The organism is Variovorax sp. Soil_C_19 (assembly GCF_057657255.1).
Window position 1 is genome coordinate 665,375 of sequence record NZ_JBDGIV010000001.1, and the last position, 24,382, is coordinate 689,756.

General features: G+C 67.6%; 23 protein-coding genes and 2 tRNA genes. 13 read left to right on the top strand and 12 right to left on the bottom strand.

Annotation, left to right across the window (positions count from 1 at the left end; all coding sequences use genetic code 11):
• Positions 1-21: 21 nt before the first annotated feature.
• The gene (locus tag AC3A6R_RS03120) at positions 22-918 is read left to right on the top strand and encodes a hypothetical protein (RefSeq protein ID WP_487858851.1); all 897 of its coding nucleotides are present in this window, start codon (positions 22-24) and stop codon (positions 916-918) included.
• A 1-nt stretch (position 919) separates the two neighbouring features.
• Here AC3A6R_RS03120 and AC3A6R_RS03125 read toward each other — a convergent pair whose 3' ends face one another.
• From AC3A6R_RS03125 to AC3A6R_RS03135, 3 genes are all read right to left on the bottom strand, one after another.
• Positions 920-1,813, bottom strand: coding sequence for a CoA transferase (locus tag AC3A6R_RS03125; RefSeq protein ID WP_487863748.1), 894 nt, complete (start codon positions 1,811-1,813; stop codon positions 920-922).
• Positions 1,814-1,880: 67 nt separating this feature from the next.
• A complete protein-coding gene (locus tag AC3A6R_RS03130; RefSeq protein ID WP_487863749.1) occupies positions 1,881-2,270 on the bottom strand; it encodes a DUF488 domain-containing protein in 390 nt (129 codons plus the stop codon).
• A gap of 26 nt (positions 2,271-2,296) precedes the next feature.
• A complete protein-coding gene (locus tag AC3A6R_RS03135; protein WP_487858854.1) occupies positions 2,297-4,147 on the bottom strand; it encodes a PhoX family protein in 1,851 nt (616 codons plus the stop codon).
• A gap of 90 nt (positions 4,148-4,237) precedes the next feature.
• On the opposite strand from AC3A6R_RS03135, the gene AC3A6R_RS03140 reads away from it, so the two are divergent.
• Together AC3A6R_RS03140 and AC3A6R_RS03145 are read left to right on the top strand one after the other, a co-directional pair.
• Complete coding sequence (locus tag AC3A6R_RS03140) at positions 4,238-5,068, top strand: crotonase/enoyl-CoA hydratase family protein (RefSeq protein WP_487863750.1); 831 nt, start codon at positions 4,238-4,240, stop codon at positions 5,066-5,068.
• A 141-nt stretch (positions 5,069-5,209) separates the two neighbouring features.
• Entirely contained in the window at positions 5,210-5,521 is a 312-nt protein-coding gene (locus tag AC3A6R_RS03145; RefSeq protein ID WP_487863751.1) for a hypothetical protein, read from the top strand.
• A 24-nt stretch (positions 5,522-5,545) separates the two neighbouring features.
• Here AC3A6R_RS03145 and AC3A6R_RS03150 read toward each other — a convergent pair whose 3' ends face one another.
• The 8 genes from AC3A6R_RS03150 to AC3A6R_RS03185 all read right to left on the bottom strand — a co-directional run bounded on the left by AC3A6R_RS03150 (position 5,546) and on the right by AC3A6R_RS03185 (position 12,391).
• Positions 5,546-6,691, bottom strand: a complete 1,146-nt coding sequence (locus AC3A6R_RS03150) for a DSD1 family PLP-dependent enzyme (protein WP_487858857.1) — start codon at positions 6,689-6,691, stop codon at positions 5,546-5,548.
• Between the two features lie 89 nt (positions 6,692-6,780).
• Complete coding sequence (locus AC3A6R_RS03155; RefSeq protein WP_487858858.1) at positions 6,781-7,095, bottom strand: hypothetical protein; 315 nt, start codon at positions 7,093-7,095, stop codon at positions 6,781-6,783.
• A gap of 65 nt (positions 7,096-7,160) precedes the next feature.
• A complete protein-coding gene (locus AC3A6R_RS03160; protein WP_487863752.1) occupies positions 7,161-8,222 on the bottom strand; it encodes an acyltransferase family protein in 1,062 nt (353 codons plus the stop codon).
• Positions 8,219-9,403 carry a hypothetical protein gene (locus tag AC3A6R_RS03165; protein ID WP_487863753.1) on the bottom strand — a complete coding sequence of 395 codons (1,185 nt, stop codon included), beginning with the start codon at positions 9,401-9,403 and terminating at the stop codon, positions 8,219-8,221. The genes AC3A6R_RS03160 and AC3A6R_RS03165 overlap by 4 nt, the downstream gene beginning before the upstream one ends.
• 241 nt (positions 9,404-9,644) lie before the next feature.
• Positions 9,645-9,721 (bottom strand) — tRNA-Arg (locus AC3A6R_RS03170).
• A gap of 45 nt (positions 9,722-9,766) precedes the next feature.
• Positions 9,767-9,843, bottom strand: a tRNA-Pro gene (locus tag AC3A6R_RS03175).
• Positions 9,844-9,877: 34 nt separating this feature from the next.
• The gene (locus tag AC3A6R_RS03180) at positions 9,878-10,585 is read right to left on the bottom strand and encodes a glutathione binding-like protein (protein WP_487863754.1); all 708 of its coding nucleotides are present in this window, start codon (positions 10,583-10,585) and stop codon (positions 9,878-9,880) included.
• Between the two features lie 108 nt (positions 10,586-10,693).
• On the bottom strand, positions 10,694-12,391 hold the full coding sequence (locus AC3A6R_RS03185) for an FAD-dependent oxidoreductase (protein ID WP_487858862.1): 1,698 nt from the start codon (positions 12,389-12,391) through the stop codon (positions 10,694-10,696).
• Between the two features lie 143 nt (positions 12,392-12,534).
• On the opposite strand from AC3A6R_RS03185, the gene AC3A6R_RS03190 reads away from it, so the two are divergent.
• From AC3A6R_RS03190 to AC3A6R_RS03205, 4 genes are all read left to right on the top strand, one after another.
• Positions 12,535-13,401: a GNAT family N-acetyltransferase gene (locus AC3A6R_RS03190; protein WP_487858863.1), complete on the top strand. Its 867-nt coding sequence runs from the start codon at positions 12,535-12,537 to the stop codon at positions 13,399-13,401.
• Positions 13,398-15,710, top strand: coding sequence for a polyphosphate kinase 1 (gene ppk1 / locus AC3A6R_RS03195; RefSeq protein ID WP_487863755.1), 2,313 nt, complete (start codon positions 13,398-13,400; stop codon positions 15,708-15,710). The genes AC3A6R_RS03190 and ppk1 overlap by 4 nt, the downstream gene beginning before the upstream one ends.
• Before the next feature lie 22 nt (positions 15,711-15,732).
• Positions 15,733-16,194, top strand: coding sequence for a SixA phosphatase family protein (locus AC3A6R_RS03200; RefSeq protein WP_487863756.1), 462 nt, complete (start codon positions 15,733-15,735; stop codon positions 16,192-16,194).
• 225 nt (positions 16,195-16,419) lie between these two features.
• Positions 16,420-17,184, top strand: coding sequence for a hypothetical protein (locus tag AC3A6R_RS03205; RefSeq protein ID WP_487863757.1), 765 nt, complete (start codon positions 16,420-16,422; stop codon positions 17,182-17,184).
• 29 nt (positions 17,185-17,213) lie between these two features.
• On the opposite strand, the gene AC3A6R_RS03210 is transcribed toward AC3A6R_RS03205, so the two are convergent.
• Positions 17,214-18,728: a Ppx/GppA phosphatase family protein gene (locus tag AC3A6R_RS03210; protein WP_487863901.1), complete on the bottom strand. Its 1,515-nt coding sequence runs from the start codon at positions 18,726-18,728 to the stop codon at positions 17,214-17,216.
• 243 nt (positions 18,729-18,971) lie between these two features.
• Here AC3A6R_RS03210 and pstS point away from each other — a divergent pair, with 243 nt between their 5' ends.
• From pstS to phoB, 6 genes are all read left to right on the top strand, one after another.
• A complete protein-coding gene (gene pstS, locus AC3A6R_RS03215; RefSeq protein ID WP_487858867.1) occupies positions 18,972-20,009 on the top strand; it encodes a phosphate ABC transporter substrate-binding protein PstS in 1,038 nt (345 codons plus the stop codon).
• 85 nt (positions 20,010-20,094) lie between these two features.
• A complete protein-coding gene (pstC, locus tag AC3A6R_RS03220; RefSeq protein WP_487858868.1) occupies positions 20,095-21,117 on the top strand; it encodes a phosphate ABC transporter permease subunit PstC in 1,023 nt (340 codons plus the stop codon).
• A complete protein-coding gene (gene pstA, locus AC3A6R_RS03225) occupies positions 21,114-22,001 on the top strand; it encodes a phosphate ABC transporter permease PstA (RefSeq protein ID WP_487858869.1) in 888 nt (295 codons plus the stop codon). Before pstC ends, pstA begins: the two co-directional genes overlap by 4 nt.
• A gap of 17 nt (positions 22,002-22,018) precedes the next feature.
• Positions 22,019-22,798 carry a phosphate ABC transporter ATP-binding protein PstB gene (gene pstB / locus AC3A6R_RS03230; protein WP_487858870.1) on the top strand — a complete coding sequence of 260 codons (780 nt, stop codon included), beginning with the start codon at positions 22,019-22,021 and terminating at the stop codon, positions 22,796-22,798.
• Between the two features lie 15 nt (positions 22,799-22,813).
• Complete coding sequence (gene phoU / locus AC3A6R_RS03235; protein ID WP_487858871.1) at positions 22,814-23,515, top strand: phosphate signaling complex protein PhoU; 702 nt, start codon at positions 22,814-22,816, stop codon at positions 23,513-23,515.
• Positions 23,516-23,657: 142 nt separating this feature from the next.
• The gene (phoB, locus tag AC3A6R_RS03240) at positions 23,658-24,350 is read left to right on the top strand and encodes a phosphate regulon transcriptional regulator PhoB (protein ID WP_487858872.1); all 693 of its coding nucleotides are present in this window, start codon (positions 23,658-23,660) and stop codon (positions 24,348-24,350) included.
• The last annotated feature ends 32 nt before the right edge of the window (positions 24,351-24,382 follow it).

Genomic DNA, 24,382 nt, shown 5'->3' on the forward strand with positions numbered 1-24,382 from the left:
CGCGCTGTATGGTGTCGCCCCATGAGCACATCGTTGACGTGGCGGGCTTCAGGATGGCACCGGCTTGCGGGCGTCGTCCTGTTCGGCCTGGCGCTCGGCGCGGCCCCGGGTGCGGGCGCCGCATCTCCGGAGGATTTGCGTGCGGCCTACCAGCGCATGGGCGCCAGCCTCGCGCACAGCGGCCTGGGCCGGCCGATCCAGCTCGACTCGACGGAAACGCCGAACGGATTGCAGGGCGACATCTACGCAGTGCTGGCGCATCCGTTGCCCACGATCGCGGCGGCGCTTCAATCGCCCTCGGACTGGTGCGAACTGCTGACGCTGCACGTCAACAACCGCCGCTGCCGCACGAGCAGTGGTGAAGGGCGAGAAAAGCTGACCCTCGACGTCGTGCGGCGCTACGACAAGCCGGTCGAGCAGGCATTCCAGCTGCCGTTCACCTATCGCCTCGCCGAAGCCACGCCGGGGCACCTGTCGGTCGAGATGTCCGCGGCCGAGGGCCCGCTGGGGACGAGCAACTACCGGGTCACGCTCGAGGCGATCGCCATCGACGCACAGCGCAGCTTCCTGCACTTCAGCTACAGCTACGACCAGAACATGATGGTGCGCCTGGCGACCCAGGCCTATCTGTCGACCTTTGGGCGCAACAAGGTGGGCTTCACGGTGGTGGGTACGGGCGCCGACGGCCAGCCCGAGTACATCCGGGGTCCGCGTGGGCTCGTGGAGCGCAATGCGATGCGCTACTTCCTTGCGCTCGATGCGCATGTGTCGGTTCCGCCGGGTGGGGAGCCGCTTGCGCGGGAGCGCCACTGGTTCGTCGCCTCCCAGCGCTACCCGCGGCAACTGCGCGAGATCGATCTCGACACCTACCTCGCGCTCAAGCGCGAAGACCGGCAGCGCGAGCGCGCGGGCCGCTGAGCTAATCGACCAGCGTGAGCAGCGGCACGTCGCGCTCGCGCGCCATCGCGTCGAGTTCGGCGCGCGTGCGCGTGCAAACCCAGGCCGCGATGGCTTTGTGCGTCGCGGGCGCCGACATGTCGTGCGAAGACGGCGCGCCGGCCACCTCGCAGAGGCGGGCCGCGAAGTGCGGCTCGAGCGCGGCAATGGCCACGCGGCCGTCGGCGCACGGGTACACGCGGTAGCCCGCGTGCGCGCCGCCCACCGCGCCGTCGGGCCGGGTCAGGCCCCAGGTGCGCGGCAGCGCAAGCCAGTCGGCCGAGGCATTCAGCGCCACTTCGAGGTACAGACCGCCCGCGCCCGGTGACGAGCGCGCATGCAGCGTGGCCTGCAGCACGGCCTCGCTCGCGAGCAGCGCACCGCCCATGTCGGCGTAGAGCGTGGGCGGCAGCTCGGTGCCGGTGACGAGGCCGCTTTCGGCGAGGTAGGTCAGGTCGTGTCCCGGCTCCTCGGCGCGCGCGCCGGGCGCTCCGATGATCGCCACCTGCGACAGCGACGGATAGCGTTGCTGCAGCGAGGCCCGGTCGAGCTTGAGCTTGCCGAGCGCCGAGGGGCGAAACGAGGTGAGCAGCACGTCGGTCTGCGCAAGCGCAGCATGCAGGCGCTCCTGGCCCGCCTCGGACTTGAGGTCGGCCACCTCGACGGAAACGCCTTCGTGCAGCGCCGCATAGGCCGTCTTGTTGTAGAGCGCCATCGGGTCGCCGGCCGGCGGCTCGAGCTTGGTGCAGGTGGCGCCCATGTTCCGGCAGCGCAGCAGCGCAGCGGGGCCGGGCAGATTGAGCGCGAGGCTCAGCACGCGCACGCCCGCGAGCGGCTGGAAGGTGGTGGAAGAAGAAATCGGGGTGGCGGCTGGCATGGCGTATGGAGCCCGTGACGGGCGTTGTCTCCGTGGACCTATTCTGGCCCATGCCGCCGGCCATGCGTTAGTCTGCGATGTCGGCGCCCCGGTCGGCCAGCAGGCCGCGCAACAGCGAACGGTGGCAACGCGACGCGTCCTCGCAGTAGCAGCCCACCGAGAACGCCGTGGTGTGCGACAGCGCCGCGAGGAGGTCGAGGCTGCGGCTCGCGTCGGCTTCGGCCATCTCGGCCTTGTACTCGCGCGTGAAGGCGTTCCATTGCGTTACGGTCTCGGCCTGCTGGCCGAGCTTCATGGTCTCGGCGGACGGCGCGAGATTGGGGTACCAGACGTCGTACCAGTCCTGCGATGCGAACGCGGCCTTGGGCACGCCGCGCGGTGGGCGCCGGACGGTACCGATGCGAAGGCCTTCGCCGTCGGCGCGCGGCGTGCCGAGGCGGACGATGCGGATGCTCATGCGGGGTCTCCTTTTCGAGTGTGGCTTCAAGTGCCGACAATGCCGCCGTCGCGCCGGCGGATAGCGAGCGTGGCCGAGCGCGGGCGCGCGCTGCCGGGCGTGGTGCCGTCGGGCCAGGCACTGTTCGGCATGGCGCTGCCGTCCTCGCGCGCTTCGCCGGGATGCTGGATGTTGACGAACAGGGTGCGCCGATCGGGCGTTACCACGCAGCCCGTGACCTCTGCGCCGTTCGGTGCGGTGAGAAAGCGCTTGATCCGTCCGCTCGCGGGGTCGGCGCAGAGCATCTGGTTGTTGCCGAACGCGGCATACGGCGGCTTGCCCACCATTTGCCCGCCCATGTCGGTCTGGATCCAGAGCAGCCCGCCGCTGTCGAAGTGCAGGCCGTCGGGGTTGCCGAAGAGATCGGCGTCGGCTGTGGGATAGCGCGCGCCGCTGCCGGCCTGGGCCGGGTCTCCGGCCAGCGCGAAATGTTCCCAGGCAAAGGCTTCGCTGCCGGCGTCGGCGCCATCTTCGCGCCATCGCAGGATGCCGCCGAAAAGGTTGCCCGCGCGCGGGTTGGCGGCGTCCGTCGCGGGCTGCCCCGGTGCGCCGCGATGGCTGTTGTGGGTCAGGGTGACGTACACCTCGCCGGTTTGCGGATGCACGGCAATCCACTCGGGGCGGTCCATCGGCGTGGCGCCCACGGCATCGGCGGCGAGTCGGGCATGGACCAGCACCTGCGCCTGGTCGGCAAAGCCGCGGGCCGCATCGAGGCCGTTGCGGCCGTGCACGAGTTCGATCCACTGGCCGCGGCCGTCGGCATCGAAGCGGGCCACGTACAGCGTGCCCTCGTCGAGCAGGCGGCTGTTGACGGCGGCTGCGCCGCTGCCGGCGACCTGCATCCTGGCGTGGCTGACGAACTTGTAGATGTATTCGAAGCGCGCGTCGTCGGCCATGTAGACCACTGCGCGGCCGTCCGCTGCGAGCGTGCAGGTGGCGCTTTCCTGGCGCTTGCGCCCCAGCGCCGTGCGCTTGACGGGCGTGGACGACGCATCGAACGGATCGATCTCCACCACCCAGCCGAAGCGGTGCGGCTCGTTCGGATGCTGGCTCAAGTCGAAGCGCTCGTCGAAGCGCCAGTATTCCACCCACTGTGCGCCAGGCACGGTGCCGTAGCGCCGCTGTGCGGTGGTGACGGCTTTCGCGGCGTCTTTCGGTCCGCCAAAATAGCCGTGGAAGTTTTCCTCGCAGCTCAGGTAGGTGCCCCAGGGTGTGGCGCCCATGGCGCAGTTGGCAAAGGTGCCGAGCACCCGTTTGCCTGCAGGATCGGCCGCGGTGCGCATCAGCGCCGACCCGGCCGCCGGACCGGCGATGCGCATCGGCGTGTTGCCGTGAATGCGCCGCGCGAAAGGCGAGGGCCGCACCTGGCGCCAGCCGCTGCGCGTGCGCTCGATCTCGATGACCGAGACGCCCATGGCGTGCAGCGATTTGCGCACCTTCTCGGCGGTCCATGCCGCGTTGCCGTCGGCATGGAGCAGCCGCTCGTCGGTGTACTCGTGGTTCATCACGAGCAGTGCACGGTCCGGTGCTGCGAGCGGAAAGAAGTGCATGCCGTCGTGGTGCATGCCGGCCTGCAGCGCTTGTTCGGCCGCGCTGTTGCTGCCGTCGGGCGCGAACACGGGCATCGGCCGGCCCGCCACGCCGGTGGGGTCGCCCCAGGCACAGAGCAACTGCCATTCGTACTCGTGCGGCAGCACCACGGCATCACGCAGCGACGCGGGCACCGCGGTGAAGCCGAGCACCGCGGGGTCGGCCGCCCCATGCGCGCGGCCCGATTGGAACAGTGCCACCACGGCGGCGGCACCCGATTGCAGAAAGATCCGGCGGTCGAGGGGCATGGGAAGGGTGTTGGGTCGGCGACAGGCGCCATCATCGCCGAGCGGCAAGCCGGGGCGATACTGGCCCCCAACCCGAAGGAGACCCCGCGCATGACCGACCGAATCGAATGGACCCGCCATCCCGATGGCGTGGTGGAACTGCAGCTCGCCCGCCCCGAGAAGATGAACGCGCTCGATCCCGCGATGTTCGATGCATTGATCTCGGCCGGTGAAGCGCTGCGCGGCGACCGGGCGGTGCGCGCGGTGGTGATCTCGGGCCAGGGCAAGGCTTTCTGCGCCGGGCTGGACATGGCCTCGTTCGAGCGCATGGGGGAGGGCGCGGCCAGCGCCGTGCTGGGCGAAGCCGCTGGCGGCACCGACCTGATGACGCGTACCCACGGCATCTCGAACGCGGCTCAGCATGTGGCGTTGGTCTGGCGCGAGGTGCCGGTGCCGGTGATCGCCGCCGTGCATGGGGTGGCCTTCGGCGGCGGCCTCCAGGTGGCGTTGGGGGCCGACATCCGGATAGTCGCGCCCGACGCGAAGTTGTCGGTGATGGAAATCAAGTGGGGCCTGGTGCCCGACATGGGCGGCATGGTGCTGATGCGCGGCCTCGCGCGCAGCGACGTGGTGCGCGAGCTCACCTTCACGGGGCGCATCTTCTCGGGCGAAGAGGCGCTGCAGCTCGGCTTTGCCACGCGGGTGGCCGCGGACCCGCTGACGCAGGCGCGCGAGATGGCGCGGGAGATCGCCGCCAGGAGCCCCGATGCGATCCGGGCCGGCAAGCGCCTGCTCAATGCCTCGCTGTCGCTCGGCCCGGCCGAGCTGCTGCTGGCCGAATCACTCGAGCAGAAGCAGCTGATTGCCAGCCCGAACCAGGTCGAGGCGGTTCGGGCCAATGTGGCGCGGCGTCCGCCCCGGTTTGGCGCGCCAAGCGCCTAAGGTTCATGCCGAATCGGCACGAAAAGTGTGCCAATGTGTGAGTTAGGTCACGCTGCGGTGCAGCAACACCGCTAAAAAAGAATGGCAGTCGCGGTCACATTAATTAACAATTAATCCTTTTGACTACGGCGGCGGTCCTGCATGTCGACCACGTTCTTTTGCAATCTCACTGTCCCCATCCTGGTGGGCGAGGACCGCTACAAATATATCCCCCTCGTTGCGGTGTTCCGCAGCCTTGCCCACGAGCAGGTCGACGAGTGGGTGATGCATCCAGACGGAAGGCCGCGCAGCGACCGCGAACTCGCGGCCGAAGCGGTGGTGGAGCTGCGCCCGTCGCCGCAGACGAGCGACGCCGATCCGCCGCAGCATTTTGATGTGGCCGACATCCTCCAGCTCGACCGCGCGGCCGCGATCATCGTGGCAACCTACCTCGCGGCGCTGCCGCGGCTCTGAAGAAGAGGCCCGCCGAGCGCGGCGTCAATGCCGCCCGCGCGCGTCCACGGGCCAGATGGCCACCAGCGTGTCGCCATCGAACACATGGTAGGCGTCGTGCAGGTTGACCGTGGGATCACAGTGCGGCGTGACGAACTCCACCCGGGCGCCAAGCGCGGGCCGCTCGCCGGCGAACAGCAGCTTGCCGTGCTCGTCGCCGAAGAAGGCATAGCGGCTGGCCGGGTCGGCGCCGCGCGCCACCAGGGGAACGCCGCTGTCGGTGGCAAAGCACTTGGTGCCGCCGTCCACCGTGACCCAGTCGGCCGCATGCGTGCTGACCACCGCCGTCTGCACGAACAGCGACACCTCGAATGGAGCGGGCTGCCCGGCACCGCCGAGCACCTGTGCGTACTCGGCGTCCATGAACACATAGGAGCCCGCCTGCAGTTCCGTGAATGCGTCGCGCCCGGCGTCGAGGTCGTGCGTGCCGGTGCCGGCGCCGGTCACGATCTCGAAATGGATGCCGATGCGCCGCGCCTCCGCCACGATGTGCGCGATGTCCTCGCGCAGCCCGGCGGCTGCGGCACTGCGCTGCTCGCGTGCGACGATGTGCTGCAGGTTGCCGGCATAGGCCTGCAGTCCGCGCAGCTTGAGCCGCGGCTCCGCCATGACGTGGCGCGCGAGTTCGAGCACCTGCGCTTCGTCGGCGGCACCGGTGCGGTTGTAGCCGGCGCCGTAGTCGACCAGCACTTCGAGCGGATGCGGCAGGCCCAGCGTGGCCGCCGCGAGGTCGGCGGCGTTTCGCGGGTCATCGACCACGACCATCATGCCACCGGGGCCCGCGAGCCTGGCGAGCCGGACCAGGCGCGCGATCTTGCTGGGCGTGACGGCCGGCGAGGTGATCAGGACGTCGGGGATGCCCGCCCTGACCATGACCTCCGCCTCGCCGAGCGTGACGCAGCTCACGCCGACCGCGCCTGCTGCCACCTGGCGGCGCGCGATCTCCACCGACTTGTGCGTCTTGACATGCGGCCGCAGCGCGACGCCACGCGCCTTCGCGAAGGCGGCCATGCGCTCGATGTTGCGCGACAGGGCGCCCAGGTCGACCAGCAGAGCCGGCGTGTCGAGCGACAGGCGGCCGCCGGCCAGGCCGATCAGGGGCGTGTTGACTTGCTGCGTCTCAGGGGGCATGGCGCACCTCGTTGGTGAAATCGGGAGAGCCGGCGTAATGTTGTCGCGGCGCGGCCGGCGAAATGATCGCACTGAAAGCGCGGCGTGTTTCAGCTTTCGCGCGCCGAAGTGTGCCGGCGGCCGCGGCGCAGCGCCAGCCACCACAGCAGCGCCGCATTGATGCCCCAGCTGCCCGCCAGCAGCAGCAGCGCGGCCTGTGCCACGCCCGGCGCAAGGTCGAGCGTCAGCAGGCCGAGCGACCAGGGCAGGCCGCCCGCGATGGTGGCGAGCATGGCGATTTCGCTCTCGGGAAACATCGCGCACGCCACGATGCCGGCCACGCCCGCGGCCGTGTAGGTGAGCGCGGCCATGCGCCAGCAGGAAGGGAGGGGCGATCGCGCGTCGGGGGCGTCGGCGGTGTGCATGGCGCGACCTTGGCAGGGCGCGATCCCGCCGTGCGACAGCCGCCTGCGCGAGGCGCTGTAAGCCTTCAGGCGGGCAGGCGCGAAGAGCGGCCGACACGCCCGACCCAGCGCCTGAGCCAGTTCGTCATCGGCAGTTCCACCAGCTTGTAGAGCAGGAACGAGAACGCGACGGCGGCCACGCACCCCGCCAGGGCGATCAGCAGCACCGCGACGGCCGAATGCTGCAGCCCCGTGAGGCGCACGGCGATCGGAATCAGCACCAGGACGAACGGATGGAACAGGTACAGCGAATACGAGCTGTCGCCGATCCGCAGCATCCAGGGAGCGCCGCGCCAGAGCGGTCCGGCCAGCACGATGCCCAGGAACATCATCGCCACCGGCACCAGCAGCACGAAGCCGCGCAACGGCGAGTTCGACATCCCGCCCTCGACGGCCGCGAAAGCCAGCACCGTGCCGACCAGCAGGAGCAGGGCGGACAGGCCCCGGTTCGGCCGCAGCCATCGCTTGTGGAAGGCGACGCCGGTCAGCACGCCGGCCGCGAACTCCACGAACAGCGAGAGGTTGAGCACCTTCGGATCGATCGCCATCACCGGCCCCGCGATGGCGATCGCCAGCAGCAGCGCGCAGGCGACCACCGCGCGTCGATCGGTCGCCATCGGCAGCGCGACCAGGCCCCACAGGATGTAGAACAGCACCTCGTAGGTGAGGGTCCAGCCGTTGTTGACGAGGTACGGCGCCACCGTGGGCCACAGCAGGAAGGACGCGGCCACGTCGGTCGGCACGCTCGCGTTGCTGTTGATGAGCCCCGGCTTCACCAGGAAGATGGCCAGCGCCATCAGCGTGAGCCCCCAGTACAGCGGGAAGATCCGCACCAGCCGCTTCTCGAAGAACTCGGCATGTGTCGCCGGCTTGTGCACCGTGACGAAGTAGATGATGAAGCCGCTGATCATGAAGAACAGATCGACACCGACGATGCCGAAGTCGAAGGACGGGATCGCCCCGTTCGACAGCGCGGCGGCCTTCTGCGCGGCATGGTGCACCACCACGAGCAGCGCGGCGATGCCCCGTCCGGCCTGGATCGACTCGAGGTAGCGAGAGGGGTCTTCGACGATGGCTTGGGATTTCACCGGAGCTGGGCCCCTTGCGGGACCGGGGTTGTTGTGGTTGTTGCTGCCGCTGCGGCGGCGGCGGCCAGGGCTTGCTGGATGCGCGCGCGGCGCAGCCGGCGGTTCTGCACCCGCTCGGCCTGCTGCACCAGAGCCATGGCCGAGAAGATCAGCGGGCTGACCATCGCGAAATGGCGTGCGAAGGAACCGAAATCGGGCTCGAAGATGCCTTCGACGATCAGGAAGGACAGCGGTGCGAGCGCGACCTTGCCGGCCTGGATCATCCGCGGGTCGGTCGATTTCACGCCCTTGACGATTGTCCGGATCATCCAGATGTAGGTGAAAGGCATGATCGCGATGAATGCCAATTGCCCCACCGAGCCAAATCGCAGCAGTTCCAGCGGAAATGCCAGGCGGAAATAGGTGATCAGCGCATTGAGGGCTTGCGCAATCGGGTTTTCGGAGGCGATCACGGCCTGGATGATCGTGCGGGACCCCTCGGCGCCTATTTCGCGGTTTTCGTTCACCTGCGAGCGCGCGAAATCAAGGGAAACGCCGAGCGCAAACTGAAAGATCAGCGCCATGGCGATATAGACCAAAAGAATCAATAAGACCAGGCGAAATACGGTGAGTCGGCTGCGCAGCAGCCAGAGCCCGACCCACACGGCGCTCACGAGCAGCCAGTATTTGCGCACCATCCAGCCGTAGAGCGTTGCGGTGGCGAGCCAGACCCAGCCGAAGCTCGAACTTCGCGCCGCGAGCACGCAAATCAGCACCACGGTCGCCGACAGCATGTCCTTCGAGAGCACCGATAGAAAAATGGCCCGGATGAAGCCCCAGCCGAGTGAAACCAGGAACACCCCGAGCGTGACGCGCCGGAACTGCAGCAGCGGGATGATCGTGAGCGCCACGCTCAGGATCGCGCCCGCAAGCGGTGCGGTGGCGGCGCTGAGGCCGGCCGATTCGAGCAGAAAAGCGCTGCACGCGTATGAATTGCGTTCCTCCACCGTGGTGGAAGTCAATTGGCAGGCGTCCTCGCCGAAAAAGCTCAGCAGCGTTTCTTCGTCGGGGAAAGTCGCGGCCGCCGTGTCATGGTAGGCAAAAGGTATGACGCCGACGACGATGGAGAAGAAAATGAAAATGAGCGCCGATATGCCAGGGTTCACCGGCTTTCCGCGGACGGTCAGGATCGCTAATTTCATTGGTTCGGGAAGGACGGCGCGCACCTGATTGGCGGCCAGAAAGGATACACGGGCTTTGCAACATGCATGCCGCGTTGCACACGTTTACACCGAGGCCAATTCGCCACACTCGATGTGACCGCATGCAATAGCTGCACGCGTTTGCGTCGTTGCAATTGGAATTGAACACGCGCGCGGACGCGCGAGCAGCTTGCCGAATTGAGGAATCCGTGCCGATGAACGAAAGAGGGAGGGGGAGAGGTGGCCTGCCCGGAGGGGATCGAACCCCCGACAACCTGCTTAGAAGGCAGGTGCTCTATCCAACTGAGCTACGGGCAGATTCCGGGCCGGACAGAAGCGAAAACGAGATACGAGAAGAAAACTTGGTCGGGGCGAAAGGATTCGAACCTTCGACCCTCTGGTCCCAAACCAGATGCGCTACCAGGCTGCGCTACACCCCGACAAGCCTTCCATTCTAGCCCGGATATATAGCGATCAGCGACGCTCGTACTGCGTCTTGCCAAAAAGAATTTCGCGTTCCTTGTCACCGGTGATCGGCTGGCGCAGGTCGGCCAGCACCTTCACGCCACGCTGCACGGCGGGGCGGGCCTCGATCCCGTCGAACCAGGCCTTCAGATGCGGATAGTCGGTGAGCGTGATGCCCTGCTTCTCCCAGCTGCGCAGCCACGGGAAGATCGCGATGTCGGCGATCGAGTAGCTCTTGCCCGCGATGAAGCGGTTCTTCGACAGCTGCCGCTCGATCACGCTGTAGAGGCGCTTGGCCTCGTTGCTGTAGCGCTCGATGGCGTAGGGGATCTTGTCGGGCGCATACATGCGGAAATGGTGCGCCTGCCCGAGCATGGGGCCGACGCCGCCCATCTGGAACATGAGCCACTGCAGCACGTCGTAGCGTTCGCGGTCGCCCGTGGGCAGGAACTTGCCGGTCTTGCCCGCCAGGTAGACCAGGATGGCGCCCGATTCGAAGAGCGAGATCGGCTGGCCGTCCGGACCTTCGGGATCGGTGATCGCCGGGATCTTGTTGTTGGGACTGATCGCGAGGAAGTCGGGCGCGAACTGGTCGCCCTTGCCGATGTTGATCGGGTGGGCGCGGTAGGGCAGGCCGCACTCCTCCAGCATGATGTGAACCTTGTGGCCGTTGGGCGTGGGCCAGGAATAGACGTCGATGGTGGGCGAAGCGGACATGTCGCGGCTCTCCGTTATGCGGGTTGTGATTCGGAAAAGGCAGCATAGCCGCGCCGGACAGTTCGATGTCGCAGAGGGGCTTGCCCGCCGGCCGGCGCAGCGCCGTCGTCAGGCCACGGCGGAGGCGGACGAGAGGTGCTGGTGGATCAGCGCCACCACGGCCGCACCTTCGCCGATCGCGCCGCCCACGCGCTTGACCGAGCCCGAGCGCGCATCGCCGACCGCGAAGACGCCCTGGACGCTCGATTCGAGCGCCGCGGCCGGCCGTGCCGGAAAGCCGCCGCTCGCCGCATCGCCGGTCCGCACGAAGCCGTGCTTGTCGACCGAAACGCCGCAGCCTTCGAGCCAGCCGGTCTCGGGCTCGGCGCCGACGAACAGGAAGATGTTGCGCGCGTCGCAGTCGTGCTCCTGGCCGGTGGCCCGGCAGCGCCAGGTCGCGCCGGTGAGGCCTTCGTCCGGTCCGCCGTTGAGCTTTACGAGTTCGGTGTGTGGATGCAGCTCGATGTTCGGCGTGGCCTCGATCCGGTCGATCAGGTAGCGCGACATGCTCGCGGCCAGCGAGGGGCCGCGCACCAGCACGTTGACCTTGGCCGCATGGCGCGACAGGAACACCGCGGCCTGGCCGGCGGAATTGCCGCCACCGACGAGCGCGACCTCCTGCTGCGCGCAGAGCTTGGCTTCGATGGCCGAGGCCCAGTACCAGATGCCGCGCCCTTCGAATTCGGCGAGCCGGGGTACTTCGGGCCGCCGGTAGCGTGCGCCGCTCGCGATGACGACCGTGCGGGCCTCGATGGCGCGGCCGTCGGTGAGCGCGATGCGCAGGCTGCCGTTCGCGTTGTCGCGCGTGCAGTCGAGCGACACGGCCTTGGCCGGAATCAGCATGTCGACGCCGAACTTCTGCGCCTGCACGTAGGCGCGGCCCGCGAGCGCCTGGCCCGAAATGCCGGTGGGAAAGCCGAGGTAGTTCTCGATGCGCGCACTGGCGCCGGCCTGTCCGCCGAACGCGCGGCAGTCGAGCACGATCACGCGCAGCCCTTCCGACGCCGCATACACCGCGGTGGCCAGCCCGGCTGGACCTGCGCCGACCACGGCCACGTCGAACACCTCGTCGCGCGGCGCGGTGTCGAGCATGCCGAGGCAGCGGGCGAGCTCGTCCTCGGAAGGATTCACCAGCACCGAGCCGTCGGGGCACACGGCGAGCAGCTTGCAGGCGCCGTACTGTTCGAGCAGCGCCGCGGCGTCGGGGTCGTCGGCCGCATCCACCAGGTGGTAGGGGTGCCCGTTGCGGCGCAGGAAGTTCTCGAGCCGTGCCATGTCGGGCGAGGCCGGCTGGCCGATCAGCACCGGCCCGCTCGCGCCCGATTCGATGAGGGCCACGCGCCGCAGGATCAGCGCGCGCGTGATGCGCTCGCCCAGGTCGGCTTCGGCCACCAGGAGCGCGCGCAATTGCGCGGGCGGCACGAGCAGCGCCTCCACGTCCTCGTCGGCATGGCCGTCGACGAGCGCGGGCTGGCCGCTCAGCTGGCCCACTTCGGCGAGGAATTCGCCCGGTCCCTGGCGCACGATCGGCACCACGTGGCCCAGGCCGTCGCGTTGCGTGACAGCGACCACGCCGCGCAGCAGCACGAACATGCCGGGGCTGGTTTCGCCGGCGGTGAAGAGACGCTCGCCGCGCGCGAAGCGCTGCACCGTGCCGAAGCGCGCCACGCGCGCGACTTCGGCGTCGCTGAGCACCGGAAAGGCCTGGTGAAGGCGGTTGTCGAAACTGCTGCTGCTTGTGTTGTTGCTGGTTGCGGCTGTCGCCATGTCGGACGCTCCATGTCGGGGAACCCGCATTAAACCTTCAAGCAAGGCCATTCATGCGCTGTAACACGGTCATGCAAATGCCATGCCGTTGACATGCCGGTTTCACCGCGGGTGCCGAGACTCCGTCGCAGAAAGGGTTCCCCATGAAAGAACTGCCCAATCCGACGTTCCCGCTTTCGCAGATCGGCCTGCGCGCCGCGCTCTGGCCCACGCCCGGCCTTCCGCGCGTGCCGGTCGCCGAGGTGCCCGCCGCCATCCTGGTGCCGCCGGTGGTCGATGCGAAGCAGGGCATCACGGTGGGCTGGGCACGCCACCTCGACGACGTGCGCGCCGCGCAGCGCCTGCGCCACGAGGTGTTCGTCGGCGAGATGGGCGCCCGCGTGAGCACGCCGCTGGCGGGCCACGACATCGACCTGTTCGACGATTTCTGCGAGCACCTGCTGGTGCGCGATGCACTGACACAGCAGGTGATCGGCACCTACCGCGTGCTCACGCCGGCGCAGGCCCGGCGCGTCGGCAGCACCTACAGCGACACCGAATTCGACCTGACCCGCCTGCGCGACCTGCGCGAGCGCATGGTCGAGCTCGGCCGCAGCTGCGTGCACCCGGCGCATCGGCAGGGCGGGGTGATCCTCGCCCTGTGGGGCGCGCTGGCGGGGTTCATGCACCGCAACAAGCTAGACACGATGATCGGCTGCGCGAGCATCCCGATGTCGCACAACGGCGTGACCAGCGGCGACGCCGCGGCCAGCATCTGGCGCCAGCTCTCGGCCACCCACATGGCACCGATCCAGTACCAGGTGCAGCCGCGCCTGCCGCTGCCGGTCGAGCGGCTCGACAGCGCGCTTGATGTCGAGCCGCCTGCACTCATCAAGGGCTACCTGCGCCTCGGTGCCAAGGTGCTGGGCGCGCCGGCCTGGGACCCGGACTTCAACACCGCCGACCTGCCGATGCTGATGCGCATCGACGACCTGCCGCCGCGCTACCGCAAGCATTTTCTCGGCGCATGAAGCCAGCGGCGATCCGGCCCGAGGGAGGGCCGCCGGGTTCCTCGCCCAGCCTGGCGCCGGAGGCGGGCGGACCGCTGGCGTCACGGGTGCGTCACGAAACCGTCACGAACGACGGTGACACTGTCATATTCCCGTCTTCATGTACTGCCGTGCCGCTTGCCCCAGAATCATTGCCCATGGAATCTGTTTCCGCTGGCCCGCCAGTCGCGGCTTCGGCATTCAAACTCCTCGACCGCGACCACAGCATCCTGTCGTTCAACGAGCGCGTGCTCGACTGGGCGCACCGGCCCGAAGTGCCGCTGATCGAGCGCCTGCGCTACCTGTGCATCGTGTCGTCGAACCTCGATGAATTCTTCGAGGTCCGTGCCGCGCCGCACCTGATCGCCAGCGGTGCCGGCGACCGCAAAGGCGTCTACACCGTCGGCTCGTTCGAGCGCCTGGCCGAAACCGCTCATGCGCTGGTGGCGCGCCAGTACGCGCTGTACAACGACGAGCTGATGCCAACCTTCGCGACGCACGGCATTCACATCATTTCGCACGGCGAGCGCAACGCCGCGCAGCGCAAGTGGGTCAGCGAGTATTTCGAGCGCGAGGTGCGCCCGCTGCTGATCCCGGTGGGCCTCGATCCGGCGCATCCGTTCCCGCAAGTGGCCAACAAGTCGCTCAACTTCATCGTGCGGCTCGGCGGCAAGGATGCCTTCGGGCGCGAGAACCCGATTCAGATCGTCAAGGTGCCGCGCGTGCTGCCGCGCGTGATCCGCATGCCGGCCAAGGTGTCGGAGGGCAAGACGCTGTTCGTGGCGTTGTCCAGCGTGGTGCGCGCGCACCTGTCCGGCATGTTCCCCGGCCGCGAGGTGGGCGACTTCTCGCAGTTCCGCGTCACGCGGCATTCCGATCTCGCGGTGGACGAGGAAGACGTCAAGAACCTGCGCACCGCGCTGCGCCAGGGCCTGCAGCACCGCCACTTCGGGCAGGCGGTGCGGCTCGAGGTGTCGGCCAGCTGCGCGGAGTCCCTGGCGAGCTTCCTGCTGGCGCAGTTCAACCTGCCGCCGCAGGCGCTCTATCGCGTGCACGGGCCGGTCAACCTCGCGCGGCTGACGCAGCTGATCGACCTGCTCGAAGAGCCGCAACTGCGCTTTCCGCCTTACGCCGCCTCCTATCCGGTGACGCTGTCGCCGGCGCAGTCGTTCTTCGAGCGCCTGCAGCGCGGCGACGTGCTGATCCATCAGCCCTTCGAGAGCTTCGACGGCGTGCTCGCCTTCCTGCGCGAGGCGGTCGACGACCCGCAGGTGCTGGCCATCAAGCAGACCATCTACCGCACCGGCCCCGACTCCGAACTGATGGACCTGCTGCGCGAGGCCGTGCGCAAGGGCAAGGAAGTGACGGTGGTGGTGGAGCTCAAGGCCCGCTTCGACGAAGAGGCCAACATCAACTGGGCCGAGATGCTCGAATCGATCGGCGCGCAGGTGGTGTATGGCGTGGTCGGCCTGAAGACGCACGCCAAGATGCTGCTGGTGACGCGCCGCGAGGGCAAGCAGATGCGTCGCTATGGGCATCTCTCGACCGGCAACTACAACCCGCGCACCGCGGGGCTCTACACCGACATCAGCCATCTCACGGCCGATCCACTCTTGACGGCTGACATGGAGGCGGTGTTCGTGCACCTGGCCAGCCAGAGCCGGCTGCCGAAGCTCAACCGCATGTGGCTTGCGCCCTTCGACCTGCACCGCAACCTCGTGGCGCAGATCGACGCGCTCGGCGTGGCGGCGGCTGCCGGTGAGCCCACGCGCATCGTCGCCAAGATGAATGCGCTGACCGACGAAGAACTGGTCGCCGCGCTGGTGCGCGCCGGGCAGAACGGCGTGAAGATCGACCTCATCGTGCGCGGCGCCTGCACGCTGCCGGCGCAGGTGCCGGGGCTGACCGACAACATTCGCGTGCGTTCGGTGATCGGGCGCTTCCTCGAACACTCGCGGGTCTTCTATTTCCGCAACGGCGAGGACGAATCGCTCTACCTGTCGAGCGCCGACTGGATGAACCGCAACATGATGCGGCGCATCGAGCTGGCCTGGCCCGTGACCGACCCGAGCCTGCGCCAGCGCCTGATCGACGAATGCCTGGTGGCCTACCTGCACGACGGACGCGATGCCTGGGACCTTGGCGGCGACGGCGTCTACACCCGCGTCGACCGCGACACCCACCCCGGGGAGGCCGGCGCCTCGCGCGCCATCGAGGCGCACGGGGCGCAGACCGCGCTCATGAACCGGTACGGCGCGCGTGGTGGGCACGCCGAGGCCTCCGGCAGCTGACGAAGACCGAAAGGCGATGACCATGGACCTGATCTTCTGGCGCCATGCCGAAGCCGACGACTGGACCGAGGGCTGCGACGACCTGCAGCGTTCGCTGACTGGCCGCGGCGAAAAGCAGGCCAAGCGCATGGCCAGTTGGCTGGACCGCCAGCTGCCCGACGGCACGCGCATCATCTGCAGCCCGTCGCGGCGCTGCGAGCAGACTGCGCTGGCGCTCGGCCGCAAGTACAAGCTGCGTTCGGAGCTCGCGCCCGACACCACGCCCGACGCTTTGCTGAGCGCGGCGGGCTGGCCCAACGGCAAGTCGGTCGTGCTGATGATCGGCCACCAGCCCTCGCTCGGCCAGGCCATCTCGCTGCTGCTGGGGCTGAAGCAGGACAGCTGCCCGGTGCGCAAGGGCTCGGTGTGGTGGATCCGCACGCGCGAGCGCGATGGCGATGTGCAGACGGTGGTGGTCACGGTGCAGTCGCCCGAGCTGCTCTGAGTTGGTGGGGCGCGTGATCTGCCCCAATATGTAAACTAATTCACCAATTTCGCGGGGACGCGGCACGGTTATGTAGGCACAATGGCCGTGCCGGATGCATTTAGAAACATATGCATCTATAACTTACAACTACAAGGCGATTGCGCAGCAAGCGCCTTGTGTGCCGCGGAATTCCGGGCAGGCGGGTGAGCAGGCTGTACAGCCGCCTTTCACCCGCGAATGCCCATGAAAGCGCTTGTGCCGCTGCTGGCCGCAGCAGTCCTTCTCCTGTCGGGATGTGCCGCCACGCGCCCCCCCGAGCCCGCCCCGCAGGTTCGACACGACGCGACCCGCACCGTCACCCGGATCGAACTCGTCTACAACGACGAAGACCTGCTGAATGTCATGGACGGCGGCGGTTCCGCCATCGTCGGATGGGCGGGTGTCTTTGGCCCGGTCGGCACGCTCGTTGCGCTCGGCGTGGAGGTCGGCACCCGCGTCACGCGGGCCGATCGCATCGAACGCCGCACTGGGGAGTTCACCACCCGTGTGAAGCAGGGCGGGGCGGTGCCGCTGAATCGGCATTTCGCCGACCTGGTGGCGGCACGCCTGCGGGCCAGTGGCCGAGAGGTCAAGTTGACGCCGGTCGCTCGCGTCGACAGGCCGGACGACGTGTTGCAGGCGCCGGGGTTCGAGCCCACCCCTGGCTACAGCACGCTCATCATGCGGGTTACCACGACCTACGGCGCGGCCGACATGACCTCGAGCTACAAGCCCTTCGTCGCGATCGAGCAGGCGCTCAAGAACGAGCAGCAGGCGGTGCTCCACCAGACCACTCACACCGCCGACCTCGAAGAGCCGGCCTTCCTGGCCTACGACGGCCTGCTGCAGGACACGGCCAAGGCCCAGGAGGGCCTGCGGCGCGGGCTGTCGCAGATCCTCTGGCTGGCCTACGCCGGCATGTTCGGCGACGATGCGCTGCCCCGTCTTGCCCAAGCCGATCCGAAATAAGACTGCGCGGGGCCGGCAGGGCGCTCGTTCTAGCTGAGTTCGATGCGCCAGTTGCTGGTTTTTTGCCACGCCAGCACTTCTTCGCGCAGCAGATGCGCGGACTGCGGATAGGCCTCGGCCCAGTCTGGCGCGCACGCGATCGTGAACGCCCGTGCGCCCAGCGCCGCCAGATGCAGCGCTTCGGCGTCGGGGTCGCGGCGCGCGTGGCACAGGATGACGGCCAGCCGCAGCGACAGCAGCTGCATCACGAAGGTCTCGTCATCGAGTGCCGCCTCGAGCTTGCGCAGCTTGCCGCGCTGGCCCAGCACCAGTTGCGCCAGTGCATGCAGTTCGTTGACCGCGAAGCCGGGCGCGTCGGTGTTGTCGAGGATGTAGGCACCGTGCTTGTGGTAGTCGCTGTGCGACACCAGCGTGCCGATCTCGTGCAGCTGCGCTGCCCAGCCGAGCTTGCGCAGCGCGCGCCCGGCGCGGCTGCCGGTGCTGCCGCCCCGGGCTGCGGGCATGAGCTGCACGAACAGCGCCGCCGCGGTGTCGCCCACGCGCCGTGCCTGTGCCGCATCCACCGCGAACCGGCTGGCCAGCCGCGCCACCGTGGCCGTGCGCATGTCGGCCACGCTCTCGTCGCGCTCCAGCAGTTCGTACAGCACGCCGTGGCGCAGCGCGCCCTGGGCGACCTTCATCTGCTCGATGCCGAGCAGGTCGAACACGGCGCGCAGCACGCTCACGCCGCCGCCGATCACGGCCTTGCGGTCTTCGCGCATGCCGTCGATGCGCAGCCGGTCGGTGCTGCCGGCCTTGAGCAGGCGGTCGACGAGCCAGTCGAGCCCTTCGCGCGTGACGAGCCCCGGCTCGCCGCCGGCCGCGGCCAGCATGTCGCCCACCGCGCCGATGGTGCCGGAGGCGCCATAGGCCACGTCCCAGCGGTCGCGGCCGTAGCCGGAGAGCGCATCGTCGAGCACCGCCTTGGCGGCCACCTCGGCGGCGCGGAAGGCGGCGGGCGTGAAGAGCCCTTCGGCGAAGTGCTTCATCGACCAGGCGACGCTGCCCACGCGGTAGGACTCCACCAGCTCGGCCTCGAGAGCGCGGCCGATGATCATTTCGGTGGAGCGCCCGCCGATGTCGATCACCAGCCGCCGTTCGCGGTCGGAGGCATCGGTGTGCGGCAGCATGTGCGCCACGCCCTGGTAGATCAGGCGCGCTTCCTCGCGGCCCGGGATCACGTCGATGCCGAACCCCAGGATGGTGCGCGCACGCAACAGGAATTCTTCTCGGTTGCGCGCCTCGCGAAGCGTCTGCGTGGCCACGGCGCGCACCTGCGAGCGCTTGAAGCCGGCCAGCCGCTCGCCGAAGCGGGCCAGGGCGTCCCAGCCGCGCTGCATGGCTTCGGGTGTGAGGTTGCGGGCGCTGTCGAGGCCGTTGCCTTGGCGCACGGTTTCCTTGAGGTATTCGGTGCGGTGGATCTGGCCGTGGTCGACCTGGCCGATTTCGAGCCTGAAGCTGTTCGAACCGAGGTCGACAGCGGCGAGGCGGGTGCCGTTTTGCATGTAGTTCTGTGAGAGGAGCAGTGACATGGATCGTAGCGCCGTATGGCGCGCCGAAGGTCCACGGCGGGCATCGGCAGAGGCTAGGCGTGACAAATGACGGTTCCGTGACAGCGTCACATGCGCCAGGGGAGAGCAACCGCTTTTTCCCTCGACAGCGAGGTGTCACACCGATGTCACACAAGCTTTTTAGAGTCCGTTCCAAGCCCGAAAGGGACTACTTCTTACTTCTAAAGGACGCCTTTGATGAATACGACCTTCAAATTCGCCGCCGCCGGCCTCGTGACCGCGCTCTTCGCCCATGTGCCCGCCTTCGCGCAAGACGTGACCGGCGCCGGTGCCAGCTTCCCGGCACCGCTCTATGCCAAGTGGGCCTCCGATTTCAACAAGGCCACCGGCGTCAAGATCAACTACCAGTCGGTGGGCTCGGGCGCCGGCCTGAAGCAGATCGAGGCCAAGACGGTCGACTTCGGCGCTTCCGACGCGCCCCTGAAGGACGAGGACCTCCAGGCCAAGGGCCTGATGCAGTTCCCCACCGTCATCGGCGGCGTGATCCCCGTGGTCAACATCCAGGGCATCAAGCCCGGCGAGCTGAAGCTCAACGGCCAGGTGCTCGGCGACATCTACCTGGGCAAGATCACCAAGTGGAACGACCCCGCCATCAAGGCGCTGAACGGCTCGCTGGCCCTGCCTGACGCCACCATCGCACCGGTTCGCCGTGCCGACGGTTCGGGCACCAGCTTCCTGTTCACCAACTACCTGAGCAAGGTCAACGCCGAGTGGAAGACCAAGGTCGGCGAGGGCACGGCCGTCAACTGGCCGACCGGCGCGGGCGGCAAGGGCAACGAAGGCGTCGCAGCGTTCGTGAACCGCCTGCCGAATTCGATCGGCTACGTCGAGTACGCCTACGTCAAGCAGAACAAGATGACCTACGCCCAGCTGCAGAACGCGGCCGGCAACTTCGTCTCGCCGGAAGCCGATGCCTTCAAGGCCGCCGCTGCCAACGCCGAGTGGAACAAGAGCTTCTTCCAGGTGCTGACCAACCAGGCCGGCAAGGACGCATGGCCCATCACCGGCGCCACCTTCATCCTGATGCACAAGGTGCAGGACAAGCCCGCCAATGCCACCACGGTGCTGAAGTTCTTCGACTGGGCCTACAAGAGCGGCGACAAGACGGCCGACGACCTCGACTACGTGCCGATGCCCGACAACGTGAAGGCCACGATCGCCAAGGCATGGGGTGAAGTGAAGGACGCATCGGGCAAGCCGGTCGCATCCAAGTAATTCCAACCATCACAGTCCAGGACGGCGCACCGTGAGCAACAGAACGCTCGACGGTGCGCCGCTTTCGTCATTGCCGGAGCGACCCGTGTCATCCACTTTCCCTGCTTCCGCAGCCGCGCTCGACCGTTCAGGCGATCGTGCGCGAACCAACCCGCCACCGGCCAAGGCGCCGCGTTCCGGTCCCATGGCCGACCGCCTGTTCGGCTGGGCGGCCAAGGGCGCCGCGTTGCTGACGCTCGCGATGCTGATCGGCATTTTGCTGTCGCTGATTGCCGGCGCATGGCCAGCGATCGCGAAGTACGGCCTCGGCTTCCTGACGAGCAGCGTGTGGGACCCGGTGAAGGACGAGTACGGCGGCCTGGTCATGATCTACGGCACGCTGGCCACCTCGCTCATCGCACTGGTGATCGCCGTGCCGGTGAGCTTCGGCATCGCGCTTTTCCTGACAGAACTTTCGCCCAACTGGCTCAAGCGCCCGCTGGGCACAGCCATCGAATTGCTCGCCGCCGTGCCGTCGATCGTCTACGGCATGTGGGGCCTGCTCGTGTTCGGCCCCATTCTTTCCACTTATGTGCAGCAGCCGCTGCAGAAGCTGTTCGAGGGCGTGCCATACCTGGGCGCCCTGGTGTCCGGCCCGCCCGTGGGCATCGGCATCCTGTCGGCCGGCATCATCCTCGCGATCATGATCATTCCGTTCATCGCCTCGGTGATGCGCGACGTGTTCGAGGTGACGCCGCCGCTGCTCAAGGAGTCGGCCTACGGCCTCGGCTCCACCACCTGGGAAGTGGTTTCCAAGGTGGTGCTGCCCTATACCAAGGCCGGCGTCATCGGCGGCATCATGCTCGGCCTCGGCCGGGCGCTCGGTGAAACGATGGCCGTCACCTTCGTGATCGGCAACATGAACCAGCTCAACTCGCTGTCGGTGTTCGAGGCGGCCAACAGCATCACATCGGCACTCGCCAACGAGTTCGCCGAAGCCGGCGCCGGCCTGCACCAGGCTGCGCTGATGTACCTCGGCCTGGTGCTGTTCTTCATCACCTTCGTCGTGCTGACGCTGTCGAAAGTGCTGCTGGCCCAGATGAAGAAGAGCGAAGGAACCAAGTCGTGAGCAGCACCGCACAGAACCTCCTCAACGCCAAGGCGTTGGCGGAAACGCGCCAGGCCAGATTCGCCTCGCGCAACCGCGTGAACAAGGTCGCGCTGACGCTGTCGCTCGCGGCGATGGCGTTCGGCGTCTTCTGGCTGGTCTGGATTCTCTGGGAAACGCTGCGCCTGGGCATCGGCGGCCTGGCGCTCGCCACCTTCACCGAGATGACGCCGCCGCCGAACGAGGCGGGCGGCATTGCCAACGCGATCTTCGGTTCGTTCGTGATGGTGATGATGGCGACCTTCGTGGGCACGCCCATCGGCATCATGGCCGGCATCTACCTGGCCGAGTACAACCCGAAGGGCTGGCTCTCGTCGGTGACGCGCTTCGTCAACGACATCCTGCTGTCGGCACCGTCGATCGTGATCGGCCTGTTCGTGTATGCCGTCGTGGTCGCGTACTTCAAGACCTTCTCGGGCCTGGCCGGTGCGCTGTCGCTGGCGCTGATCGTGATTCCGGTGGTGATCCGCACCACCGAGAACATGCTGCAGCTGGTGCCCCCGGGCCTGCGCGAAGCGGCCTATGCGCTCGGCACGCCGAAGTGGAAGGTCATCCTGAGCATCACGCTGCGCGCCGCGCGCGCCGGTGTGGTGACGGGTGTGCTGCTGGCCGTGGCACGCATCGCCGGCGAAACGGCACCGCTGCTCTTCACCGCGTTGAACAACCAGTTCTGGACCGCCGATGTGAGCCAGCCGATGGCCAGCCTGCCGGTGACGATCTTCAAGTTCGCGATGAGCCCGTACGAGAACTGGCAACAGCTGGCCTGGGCCGGCGTGTTCCTGATTACCGTGGCCGTGCTCGCCCTCAACATCCTGGCGCGAGTACTGACGCGCAACAAATTCTGATCCAACAAGTAGCCACCATGCCAAACACCGCCGCACAACCGTCGCGCTCGAAGCTCTCGGTCAAGGACCTGAACTTCTACTACGGCAAGTTCCACGCGCTCAAGGGCATCAACCTCGAGATTCCCGAGAACAAGGTCACGGCCTTCATCGGCCCGTCGGGCTGCGGCAAGTCGACCCTGCTGCGCACCTTCAACCGCATGTTCGAGCTCTATCCCGAACAGCGCGCGGAAGGCACCATCGCGCTCGACGGCGAGAACCTGCTCACCTCCAAGCAGGACGTCGCGCTGATCCGCGCCAAGATCGGCATGGTGTTCCAGAAGCCCACGCCGTTCCCGATGTCGATCTACGACAACATCGCCTTCGGCGTGAAGCTGTTCGAGAATCTCTCGGCCAGCGACATGGACGACCGCGTGGAGTGGGCCCTGAAGAAGGCCGCGCTCTGGACCGAAGTGCGCGACAAGCTGCAGCAGAGCGGCTCGGGCCTTTCGGGCGGCCAACAGCAGCGCCTGTGCATTGCGCGGGGCATCGCCATCAAGCCCGAGGTGCTGCTGCTCGACGAACCGTGCTCGGCGCTCGACCCGATCTCGACCGCGAAGATTGAAGAACTGATCGCCGAACTCAAGAGCGAGTACACCGTGGTCATCGTCACGCACAACATGCAGCAGGCCGCACGCTGCAGCGACTACACCGCCTACATGTATCTGGGCGACCTCATCGAGTTCGGTGCCACCGAGCAGATGTTCTTCAAGCCGCAGCGCAAGGAGACCGAGGACTACATCACCGGCCGCTTCGGTTAAGTCAAAGGAGACAACATGACCGAGAAACACCTTTCCAGCCAGTTCGACAGCGAACTCAACGGCGTCTCGTCGCGCGTGATGGAGCTCGGCGGCATGGTCGAATCGCAGATTCACCAGGCCGTGTACGCGCTGCTTCAGTTCGACCCCGAGGCGGCCGATCGCGTGATGGAGACCGAAGTGCGCGTGAACGCGATGGAGATCGAGATCGACCGCGAGCTGTCGTCGATCATCGCGCGGCGCCAGCCCACGGCGCGCGACCTGCGCCTCTTGATCGCCATCTCCAAGACCACCGCCAACCTCGAGCGCGTGGGCGACGAGGCCCACAAGATCGCGCGCATGGTCAAGTCGATCATCGAGAGCGGCTCGGCCCGTGCGCTGCCCTCGAACGAGCTGCGCATCGCCGCCGACCTGGCCTCGGGCCTGCTGCGCACCGCGCTCGACGCGTTTGCGCGCCTGGACACGGCCGCGGCGCTGTCGATCCTCAAGGACGACGACCTGATCGACAAGGAGTTCGACGGCTTCGTGCGCAAGCTGGTCACCTACATGATGGAAGATCCGCGCACCATCTCGGCCAGCCTCGACCTGCTGTTCCTGGCCAAGGCCATCGAGCGCATCGGCGACCACGCGAAGAACATTGCCGAATTCATCATCTACATCGTCAAGGGCGCCGATGTGCGGCACACTTCGATGCAGGAAATCGAGTCGGCGCTTCAATGACCCACCCCCGTTCCTTGCTCACTTCGTGTAGCCGACTCCCCCCTCAAGGGGGCAACACCAGCGGCCCGGCAAAGCCGGTTCCGCGGTGTTCCCCGCCTAGGCCATTGGGCGCGGGGGCTTGTGCAGCATTTCAATCTCTCTCATGAAGAAGCCACGAGTCCTGATCGTTGAAGACGAATCCTCGATCGCCGAGCTGATCGCGGTCAACCTGCGCCACAACGGCTTCGAGCCGATCTGGTCGGAAGACGGCGCCGCAGCCCAGCGCGAGATCGACGCCTTTCTGCCCGACCTGATCCTGCTCGACTGGATGCTGCCGGGCCAGAGCGGCCTGCAGCTCGCACGCCAGTGGCGCAAGGATGCGCGCACCAAGGGCATCCCGATCCTGATGCTGACCGCGCGCGGCGACGAGCCCGACAAGGTCGCGGGCCTCGACGCGGGTGCCGACGACTACATCACCAAGCCGTTCTCCACGCAGGAAATGCTCGCCCGAATCCGGGCCGTGCTGCGCCGCCGCGCGCCCGAGGTCGTGACCGAGCGCGTCGAGATCGGCGAACTGGTGCTCGACACCGCGACGCACCGGGTCACCTGGCAGGGCAATGCACTCAAGGTGGGCCCGACCGAATTCAAGCTGCTCGCCTACCTGATGCAGCATGCCGAGCGCGTGCACAGCCGCGCGCAGCTGCTCGACAAGGTATGGGGCGACCACGTCTACATCGAGGAGCGCACGGTCGACGTGCACGTCAAGCGCCTGCGCGAATCGCTCGGTGCGGCTTCGCCGATGGTCGAGACGGTGCGCGGCGCCGGCTATCGTCTGACCGCCCAGGTCACGGTTTGAGCCGGCGCGCCGTTCGCTCCGGCCACGGGCGC